Source organism: Streptomyces sp. MZ04, from assembly GCF_004684775.1.
Classification (GTDB): domain Bacteria; phylum Actinomycetota; class Actinomycetes; order Streptomycetales; family Streptomycetaceae; genus Streptomyces.
Genome location: NZ_SRIC01000314.1, coordinates 1 through 9,090, shown reverse-complemented (window position 1 = coordinate 9,090; position 9,090 = coordinate 1). Strand labels below are relative to the sequence as shown.

The following is a 9,090-nucleotide window of genomic DNA, read 5'->3' as shown; positions in this document are numbered from 1 at the left end:
CCTCAGGCGGCCCCATAGCCGCGGCCCTCACACCCCACTCCCACCCCCGCTGAGCGCAGCGTTCCCCCCGGGAAACAGTGAGGATGCGGTCGGGTAACACCGCCCCCGCACGCTGCCGTACATGACCTCATCTACCTCGAACGCACGCGTGGCGGTGATCGGCGCGGGCCTTGCCGGTGTGCGGCTCGCCCAGCGGCTCGGGGGTGCCGCCGTACTCATCGGCGAGGAGCCGCACGCGCCCTACAACCGGGTGCTGCTCGCCGACGTGCTCGCGGGCCGGTACGGACCGGAGGTCATCGGCCTGCCGGCCGCCCCCGGGGAGTTCCTGCGCACCCGCGCCGTCCGGGTCGACCGTGCTGACCGGCTCGTGCACTGCGCGGACGGCCGGGTCGTCCGGTACGAGACGCTCGTGCTCGCCACCGGCTCCAACCCGGTCCTGCCGCCCCTGCGCGGCCTCTTCGCGCCGGACGCCCACGAACTGCCGCGCGGTGTGCATCCCTTCCGGACCATGGACGACTGCCTCGCCCTTTCGGACGCGATACGTCCGGGCGTGCGCGCCGTCGTCATCGGCGGCGGGCTGCTCGGCGTCTCCGCCGCCCGCGCGCTGGCCGTGCGCGGCGCCCAGGTCGTCCTCACCCAGCAGGGCGACCGGCTCATGGAGCGCCAGCTCGACCCGGCGGCATCGGAGCTCGTCCACCGGCACCTCACGGAGCTCGGCGTCGAGGTGCACACCGAGTGCCGGGTGCGCGGCGTCCGGCAGGTCGACGGGGCCGTACGGTCGGTCGAGCTCGCCGACGGCTATCTGCTCGGCACCGACCTCACCGTGCTCGCCTGCGGCGTCCGCCCCCGCGTGGGCCTCGCCCAGGCCGCCGGGCTCGACGTGCGGCGCGGCATCGTCGTCGACGACGAACTGCGGACGTCCGATCCGCACATCCGGGCCATCGGCGACTGTGCCGAGCACTCCGGCGAGGTGCGCTGCCTCGCGGCGCCCGCCCTCGAACAGGCCGACGCCCTGGCCGATTCCCTGCTCTCGCCGGACAGCGCGCGGCCGTACTCCGGCACCCGCGCGCTGACCCGGCTCACCCTCCACACCGGCCGTCCCGGCTCCGCTCCCCTGGACCTGGCGGCCTTCGGCGACCCCGAGCCCCGACCCGACGACGACGTGGTCCAGCTCGCGGACGCGACCCGCGGCACCTACCGCAAGGTCGTCGTGCGCGGCGACCGGCTCGTCGGCGGGGTCCTGCTCGGCGAGCTCGGCACCGTCGGCGCGCTCGCCCGTGCGTGGGAGGCCGACGACCCGCTGCCCGAGGACGACGGCAGCCCCCTGCTCCACCTGCTCACCCACGACGGAGGCCTCTGAGATGCCCACGGACACCCCCCGCCACAGCGCCGCCCAGGGCACCATCGTGCTCGTCGGGCACGGCATGGTCGGCCAGCGCTTCCTGGAGGCCCTCGCCGCACGCGGCCTCACCGACACGCACCGCGTGGTCGTCCTGTGCGAGGAGCCGCGCCCCGCCTACGACCGCGTACAGCTCACCTCGTACTTCTCGGGCCGCACCCCCGACGAACTCTCCCTCACGGACCCGGAGTTCATCGAGCAGCACGGCATCGAGCTGTACGTGGGCGACCCCGCCGAGTCCGTCGACCGGGACGCGAAGACCGTCACCGCGCGCTCGGGGCAGACCTTCGCGTACGACACGCTCGTCCTGGCCACCGGCTCCTTCCCCTTCGTGCCGCCGGTGCCGGGCAAGGACACGACGGGCTGTTTCGTCTACCGCACCATCGAGGATCTGCTGGCCATCGAGGAGTACGCGAAGACGTACGCGAAAACCGGCGCGGTCGTCGGCGGCGGCCTGCTCGGCCTGGAGGCGGCGGGTGCGCTGCGCGGGCTCGGACTCGACACGCATGTCGTGGAGTTCGCGCCGCGGCTTATGCCGGTGCAGGTCGACGAGGGCGGCGGCGCGGCGCTGCTCCGCACCATCACGAACATGGGCCTGACCGTGCACACGGGTGTCGGCACGCAGGAGATCGTGAGCACGGAGGGCGCCGTCAGCGGGATGAAGCTGTCGGACGGCAGTGAACTCGCCACCGATCTGGTGGTGTTCTCGGCGGGCGTCCGCCCCCGCGACCAACTGGCCCGTGACACCGGCCTGTCGGTGGGCGAGCGCGGCGGCATCACGGTCGACGAGCAGTGCCGCACCAGCGACCCCGCCGTGTACGCGATCGGCGAGTGTGCGCTGGCTTCGGACGGCCGGGTCTACGGCCTGGTCGCGCCCGGCTACGAGATGGCCGAGACGGCGGCGGCGACGATCGCCGCCGAGGAGTCGAGCTTCACCGGCGCCGATCTCTCCACCAAGCTCAAGCTGCTCGGCGTGGACGTCGCCTCCTTCGGCGACGCGCACGGCACGTCCGAGGACTGCCTGGACGTCGTCTACTCCGACTCGCGCTCGGGAACGTACAAGAAGCTGGTCATCGGCCCCGGCGGCGAGCTGCTCGGCGGTGTCCTGGTCGGCGACGCGGAGCAGTACGGCGTGCTGCGGCCGATGACCGGCAGCGTGCCGCCGATCTCGCCGGAGCAGCTGGTGCTGCCCGCCGGCGCGGGCGCCCCGGTGGCGCTCGGCCCGTCCGCCCTTCCGGACTCCGCGGTCATCTGCTCCTGCCACAACGTCACCAAGGGCACGATCCGCGGCGCCGTCACCGAGCACAGCTGCACCACCGTGCCCGAGGTCAAGAAGTGCACCAAGGCCGGTACGGGCTGCGGCAGTTGTGTGAAGGTGCTTGGCCAGCTGGTCAACGACGAGCTGGAGGCGTCGGGCGTCGAGGTCGACAAGGGCCTGTGCGGCTGCTTCGGCCAGACCCGCCAGGAGCTGTACGAGATCGTCCGCACCCTGGGCATCACCTCCTACCGGCAGCTCCTGGACGCCCACGGCCGCGAGGCGGCCCGCGGCACCGAGGGCTGCGAGAACTGCAAGCCGACGGTCGGTTCGATCATCGCCTCGCTCGCCCCGACGATCGGCGCCGACGGCTATGTCCTCGACGGCGAGCAGGCCGCGCTCCAGGACACCAACGACCACTTCCTCGCCAACCTCCAGAAGAACGGCTCCTATTCGGTGGTGCCGCGCGTCCCCGGCGGTGAGATCACCCCGGAGAAGCTGATCGTGATCGGCGAGGTGGCACGGGACTTCGGCCTCTATACGAAGATCACCGGCGGCCAGCGCATCGACATGTTCGGCGCCCGTGTCGAGCAACTGCCGCTGATCTGGACGCGGTTGGTGGACGCGGGCTTCGAGTCGGGCCACGCGTACGGCAAGTCGCTGCGCACGGTGAAGTCGTGCGTCGGACAGACCTGGTGCCGCTACGGCGTACAGGACTCGGTCCGGATGGCGATCGACCTGGAGCTGCGCTACCGCGGCCTGCGCTCCCCGCACAAGCTGAAGTCCGCCGTCTCGGGCTGCGCGCGCGAGTGCGCGGAGGCCCAGTCCAAGGACTTCGGGGTGATCGCCACCTCCAGCGGCTGGAACCTGTACGTGGGCGGCAACGGCGGCGCGACCCCGCGCCACGCGGACCTGCTCGGGCAGGACCTGAGCGACGCCGAACTGGTGCGCCTCATCGACCGGTTCCTGATGTTCTACATCCGCACGGCGGACCGCCTCGAGCGCACCTCGACCTGGCTCGAGCGGATCGAGGGCGGCCTCGACCACGTACGCGATGTGGTCGTCCACGACTCGCTCGGCATCTGCGACGACCTCGAGGCGCTGATGGCGGACCACGTCGCCCACTACCGCGACGAGTGGTCCGAGACCATCAACGACCCCGAGCGGCTCGCCCGGTTCGTGTCCTTCGTGAACGCGCCCGACGTGCCGGACCCCACGGTGAGCTTCGTCCCCGAGCGGGACCAGATCAAGCCCGACCTGCCGCTGCTGAGCATCGGCTCCCGCCCCCGCGACCTGGAAGGTGCCGCATCCTGATGTCTGTCCCGATGAGCGTTCAACTCCGCCTGGAAGACGACTGGTTCGAGGTCTGCGACCGGGCCCGGCTGCAGCCGGGCCGGGGCATCGCCGCCCTGCTCCCCGACGGCCGCCAGGCCGCGCTCTTCATCGACCGCGCGGGCCGCGCGTACGCGATCGACAACCGCGACCCGTTCACCGGCGCGGCGGTGCTCTCGCGCGGGCTGCTCGGCACGGCGGGCGGGCGGCCGTTCGTCGCGTCGCCGCTCCTGAAGCAGCGCTTCGACCTGGAGACGGGCCGCTGCCTGGACGACGATTCGGTGACAGTGGAGACGCATACGGTGCGGCTCGCCTGACCTCTTTCCACATTACTTGACCGTACGTTCCAGAATCGCTTACTCTCCCCTCGTGGCCAGGACCAAGGAATTCGATCCGGACGCCGCGCTCCAGTCGGCCCTAGAGCTGTTCTGGCGGCGCGGCTACGAGGCGACGTCGATGGCGGACCTCGTCGAGGAGCTGGGCATCGGGCGCGCCAGCATCTACGCCACCTTCGGCAACAAGCACGACCTGTACATGAAGGCACTCGACCGGTACGCCCAGGCCCAGAACCCCCGCCTCCTTGCCGAACTCTCGCAACCGGGACCCGCACTGCCCGCCGTACGCGCGGTGGTGCGCCGCTTCGGGGGTGAGTCCGCCTCCGAACAGGGGCGCCTGAACGGCTGTTTCATCACCAATACGGCGGCCGAACTGGGCCCGCACGACGATGCGGCCGCCCGCTGCGTCGAGCGCAGCTGGGAGCACATCGAGACGCTGCTGCACTCGGCGCTCGTCCGCGCGCAGGCACAGGGCGAGCTGCCGGAGGACCGCGACCCGCTCGCCCTCGCGCGCATGCTGCTGACCCTGATGCAGGGGCTGCGCGTGGTCGGCAAGGCGTCGAAGGATCCGGCGCGGGTGCGGGACGCGACGGAGCAGGCACTGAGCCTGCTGGACTGAAATTCCGGCTCACCCTCTGCCTCGAATGAAATTCCGGCTCACCTCCTGGCCCTTTTTCATGCCCTCATACTGAACCGATCGTTCAAGAAAAGAGCTGTGTCATGACTTCAGCACCGCGCATCCGTTTCACCGGCCGCACCGCCCTCGTCACCGGCGGCGGCTCAGGACTCGGCCGGGCCATCGCGCTCGCCTTCGCCGCGGAGGGCGCGAACGTCGTCGTCGCCGGGCGCACGGAGGGCCCGCTCAAGGAGACCGTGGGGCTGATCGAGGAGGCGGGCGGCGCCGCGATCGCCGTCACCGCCGACGTGACCCGGAGTGCGGACCTCGCGGCCCTCGTCTCCGCGACCGTCGAGCGGTTCGGCTCGCTGGACGTGGCCGTCAACAACGCGGGCGTCCTGCGCGCGGGGCAGTCGGTCGCCGATCTGTCCGAGGAGGACTGGCGGACGCTGCTCGACATCAACGTCACCGGCGTGTTCCTCGCGCTGCAGGCCGAGGTGAAGCAGATGCGTACGCAGCAGGGCGGCGGGGCGATCGTCAACATCGCGTCGGTCCTGGGCACCCACATCCGCCGCCCGGGGACGACGGCGTACGCCACCACCAAGGCGGCCGTCTCCATCCTGACCAAGGGCGCCGCGGCCGAGCACATCCAGGACGGCGTACGGATCAACGCCGTCAGCCCCGGCCCGTCGGACACCGCCATGTCGCTGCTGCCGGGCGAGAGCGAGGCCGAGCGCACGGAGCGGATGAAGAACGCGACGCCGCTGGGCCGGGTGTCGACGACCGCGGAGGTCGCCGCGGCGGTGCTGTACCTCGCGTCGGACGACGCGGCGTCGGTGGTCGGGGCTGACCTGGTGATCGACGGGGGCGGGGCCGCCTGAGGCACCCCTCTGTCGCCGAGGCCACGCTTCCACTTACTCTCAAGTAAGAACAGTCGTGCACTCATGCAGAGGGAGCCGCGTCATGGCGGGCTGGAACGCGAGCGACATCCCCGACCAGAGCGGCCGCACGGCCGTGGTCACCGGAGCCAACAGCGGCATCGGCTATGTCACGGCACGCGAACTCGCCCGCCGTGGCGCGCGCGTGGTCCTCGCCTGCCGCAGCGAGGAGCGCGGGTCGCGGGCGCTGGATCGGCTGCGTTCCGAAGTACCGGGCGCGGAGGCCGAGTTCAGGAGACTCGACCTTGGAGACCTGGGCTCGGTACGGGAGTTCGCGGCGTCGTACGAGTACGAGAGTGAGACGCAGGGCGGTCTCGATCTGCTCATCAACAACGCGGGGGTGATGGCGCTCCCGTACCGGCAGACGGCGGACGGCTTCGAGATGCAGTTCGGCGTCAATCACCTGGGCCACTTCGCGCTCACGGGACTCCTCCTTCCGTTGCTCCTGCGGACGCCGGGAGCGCGGATCGTCACCGTGTCCAGCGGCGCGCACGCCCTGGGGAACATCGACATCGGGGATCTCAACAGCGAGCGGAGCTACCGGCGTTGGATCGCCTACGGCCGCTCCAAGACGGCGAACCTGCTCTTCGTCCACGAACTGGCGCGGCGCCTCGCGGCCGCCGGGTCCGATGTCGTGGCCGCGGCGGCACATCCCGGCTACGCGTCGACGAACCTCCAGGCGGCCGGGCCCCGGATGGAGGGCCGCAAGGGGGCCGAGCGCTTCATGCGGATCGGCAACGGCCTGGTCGCGCAGTCGGCCGACGCGGGCGCGCTGCCCACGCTGTTCGCGGCCACGGCACCGGGGGTGCGGCCGGATTCCTTCACCGGGCCGAGGATCCTGGGGTGGCGCGGGGCGCCGGCGAGGTCCTGGCGGGCGGGGTGGACGCGGGACGATGTGGCCGCGGGGCGGCTGTGGGAGGCGTCGGAGGGGTTGACGGGGGTCGAGTACGCGCTCCGTGACGAGGCTCGTTAACTCACCGGCCCGCTAATCCCCTTGCTCAAGAAGGGACTTCAGCCTCAAGCAGCGACTTCAGCGCCGCCAGACGGTCCTTCCAGAAGGACTTGTACGCCGCGACCTCCGCCGCGTCCCGCAGCTTCTCGTGCCCGACGCCCACCACCGTCTTCTCCGGGCCCTTCACGGTCAGCGTCACGGAGATGCGCCCGGCACCCCCGCCGTCCGCGTCCTTGAAGTCGGCGGTCACCGACTTGGCGGGACGATGCGTACGCAGCGTGAAGTCGACGTCCGGCAGCCACCGCCCCCGCAGATCGTCATCGGCGAACGCCTCGATCACCCGTCCCGCCGTGGCGTCGATCGTCTTGCTGCCACTGGTCCGCCACTCCCCCGTACTGCTCTGCCCGACCTCCCGCAGCCCCCGCTCCTGCTCGTAGCCGACGGCCACCGACTGTGCGTACCAGCCGTCGACGCCGTGGTCCTCACGGACGTGGCGGGCGATCTCGGTGTGGTTGCGGGACAGGCCGCCCCAGGCGTCGAGCAGGGCGAACCACTCCTGCCACCCCTTGCCGGTCGCCTCGCGCAGGGCATCGGACGACAGCTTCTCGGTGATCCTCTTGCCCGCACCCGGGTGGCCCGCGCTTCCGCTCATGGCGCCGACGCTAGGACCGGCGCCGCCCCGCCGCAAGGCGGAACCGCAGCCGGCAGATGGCCGCGTCCGTGTCGCGGCGCACCGCGTGCGCGAGGACCGAGCCGCGCTGGTTCTGCAGCAGGCGCTGCCAGACATGGGCGGGCTCGACCTCCGGGATCAGGACGGTGACGCGGGTGGTGGGGTGGTACGTATAGATCTTCCGTACGTACGCCGACACCGGCCGCCCGACGGTGCGCGTCTGCGAGGGCAGCTCCACCAGGTCGACACCCGGGTTCCACAGCTCCCAGTCGCGGCGCAGTGCCTCCGCCGCGCGCCGGTCCTCGGGGTCGGGATGGGTGACGGTGACGGCGCGGACCTCGTCGCCGAGCGAGACGGCGGCGTTGATCGCCTCACAGGTGAGGCGGGAGAGGTTCGACACGGGGACGATCACCAGGGAGTGGTCGCGGTGCGGGCGCTCCGGGAGGCGGCCGAGGCCGAGGTCCTCGCCGATCCTCAGGTAGGCGCGGTGCACGGCCTCGAAGCAGAGCACGATCGCCGGCAGGGCGAGCACGATCAGCCAGGCGCCCTCGGTGAACTTGGTGGCCGTGACGACCACCGCCGAAATGCCGGTGAGCACCGCCCCGAAGCCGTTGAGCAGGGCCTTCGCGGGCTTGCCCGCCTTGCGCCAGTGCAGCACCATGCCGGTCTGGCAGAGCGTGAAGCCGACGAACACGCCGATCGCGAAGAGCGGCACGAGGGTGTTGGTGTCGCCGCCGGAGAAGACGAGCAGCGCGGCGGACACGGCGGCGAGCGCGAGGACGCCGTGCCGGTGGACCTGGCGATCGGCTTTCAGCGCGAAGACATGCGGAAGACAATTGTCCCTGGCCAGCAGGCTCATCAGGACGGGAAGGCCGCCGAAGGAGGTGTTGGCGGAGAGGGCGAGCAGGATCATCGTCGCGAACTGCGGCGAAGTAAACGGCCCGTCAACGACGCTGACGCGGGGCGGAGCCGGGCCTACGGTGCCGCACATGGGACATGACAGGACGGCACGGGCCACGGCGTTGGGCGGCGTCGATGCGGGAGACACCACGGACACGGTGTCCGACCGGCGCTGGGCGGGCGACGTACGCTCCGCGGCCTTCTGCGCCCTCGGCCTTTTCCTCCTGGTCACACTCGTCGACCTGGCCAACGGCACGCTGGAGGTGGTGCGGGCGGGCCTGTGGGCAGGACTTTCGGCTCTGCTGTACGTGATCCTGCACCCGGTGCGGGTGACGGCGGGTCCGGGCTGGCTGGCCGTCCGCGGTCTGCTGCGCAGCCGGCACGTGTGTACGGGTCTCCTCACGGCGGTGCGGCACGAGGCGGGGGTGGCGTCGCGCCTGGTCCTGAGCGACTCCCTCGGCAACCGCGTGGAGCTCGACCCCAAGGTCCTCGCGGAGAACCCCTTGCTGCTGCACCGCCTGGACGCGGGGGCGCGGGATGCGCGGGAGCGGGGCCTGCTGCGGACGGGCGCGGAGGTACTGGGCGCGCTTTCCGCCCGCCTGGACGCGGAGGCGGCGCGGGGGGTCTTCGAGGCGTCGGACCTGCGGTAGGGCGGAGCCGGTGGCGGGCGGTAAGCCCACCACCTCCCTCCTC

Annotated in this window: 8 protein-coding genes and 1 pseudogene; 7 read left to right on the top strand and 2 right to left on the bottom strand. The window is 71.7% G+C overall.

The window, feature by feature from the left end:
• The first annotated feature begins 121 nt into the window (after positions 1 to 121).
• The 6 genes from E2651_RS37235 (at position 122) to E2651_RS37210 (ending at position 6,848) form a co-directional block, all read left to right on the top strand.
• Complete coding sequence (locus E2651_RS37235) at positions 122 to 1,360, top strand: FAD-dependent oxidoreductase (RefSeq protein WP_135335696.1); 1,239 nt, start codon at positions 122 to 124, stop codon at positions 1,358 to 1,360.
• Between the two features lies 1 nt (position 1,361).
• Positions 1,362 to 3,968 (top strand): nitrite reductase large subunit NirB, encoded by a 2,607-nt coding sequence (nirB, locus tag E2651_RS37230; RefSeq protein ID WP_135335695.1) that lies wholly within the window; start codon positions 1,362 to 1,364, stop codon positions 3,966 to 3,968.
• A gap of 11 nt (positions 3,969 to 3,979) precedes the next feature.
• Positions 3,980 to 4,303, top strand: a complete 324-nt coding sequence (gene nirD / locus E2651_RS37225) for a nitrite reductase small subunit NirD (RefSeq protein ID WP_348541694.1) — start codon at positions 3,980 to 3,982, stop codon at positions 4,301 to 4,303.
• A 52-nt stretch (positions 4,304 to 4,355) separates the two neighbouring features.
• A complete protein-coding gene (locus E2651_RS37220; RefSeq protein ID WP_135335693.1) occupies positions 4,356 to 4,940 on the top strand; it encodes a TetR/AcrR family transcriptional regulator in 585 nt (194 codons plus the stop codon).
• A gap of 101 nt (positions 4,941 to 5,041) precedes the next feature.
• The gene (locus E2651_RS37215) at positions 5,042 to 5,818 is read left to right on the top strand and encodes an SDR family oxidoreductase (RefSeq protein ID WP_135335692.1); all 777 of its coding nucleotides are present in this window, start codon (positions 5,042 to 5,044) and stop codon (positions 5,816 to 5,818) included.
• Between the two features lie 82 nt (positions 5,819 to 5,900).
• Positions 5,901 to 6,848, top strand: coding sequence for an oxidoreductase (locus E2651_RS37210; RefSeq protein ID WP_135335691.1), 948 nt, complete (start codon positions 5,901 to 5,903; stop codon positions 6,846 to 6,848).
• 25 nt (positions 6,849 to 6,873) lie between these two features.
• Here E2651_RS37210 and E2651_RS37205 read toward each other — a convergent pair whose 3' ends face one another.
• Together E2651_RS37205 and E2651_RS37200 are read right to left on the bottom strand one after the other, a co-directional pair.
• On the bottom strand, positions 6,874 to 7,479 hold the full coding sequence (locus tag E2651_RS37205) for a hypothetical protein (protein ID WP_135335690.1): 606 nt from the start codon (positions 7,477 to 7,479) through the stop codon (positions 6,874 to 6,876).
• A gap of 10 nt (positions 7,480 to 7,489) precedes the next feature.
• A pseudogene (locus E2651_RS37200) lies at positions 7,490 to 8,422 on the bottom strand (amino acid permease); the annotation flags it as partial.
• A 64-nt stretch (positions 8,423 to 8,486) separates the two neighbouring features.
• Here E2651_RS37200 and E2651_RS37195 point away from each other — a divergent pair.
• The gene (locus tag E2651_RS37195) at positions 8,487 to 9,047 is read left to right on the top strand and encodes a hypothetical protein (RefSeq protein ID WP_245239461.1); all 561 of its coding nucleotides are present in this window, start codon (positions 8,487 to 8,489) and stop codon (positions 9,045 to 9,047) included.
• Positions 9,048 to 9,090: the final 43 nt, after the last annotated feature.

What these genes read in the sequence shown, in the direction of transcription:
- E2651_RS37235 (WP_135335696.1), top strand. Translation starts at nt 122, where the DNA reads ATGACCTCATCTACCTCGAACGCACGCGTGGCGGTGATCGGCGCGGGC.
- nirB (WP_135335695.1), top strand. Translation starts at nt 1,362, where the DNA reads ATGCCCACGGACACCCCCCGCCACAGCGCCGCCCAGGGCACCATCGTG.
- nirD (WP_348541694.1), top strand. Translation starts at nt 3,980, where the DNA reads ATGAGCGTTCAACTCCGCCTGGAAGACGACTGGTTCGAGGTCTGCGAC.
- E2651_RS37215 (WP_135335692.1), top strand. Translation starts at nt 5,042, where the DNA reads ATGACTTCAGCACCGCGCATCCGTTTCACCGGCCGCACCGCCCTCGTC.
- E2651_RS37210 (WP_135335691.1), top strand. Translation starts at nt 5,901, where the DNA reads ATGGCGGGCTGGAACGCGAGCGACATCCCCGACCAGAGCGGCCGCACG.
- E2651_RS37205 (WP_135335690.1), bottom strand. Translation starts at nt 7,479, where the DNA reads ATGAGCGGAAGCGCGGGCCACCCGGGTGCGGGCAAGAGGATCACCGAG.
- E2651_RS37195 (WP_245239461.1), top strand. Translation starts at nt 8,487, where the DNA reads ATGGGACATGACAGGACGGCACGGGCCACGGCGTTGGGCGGCGTCGAT.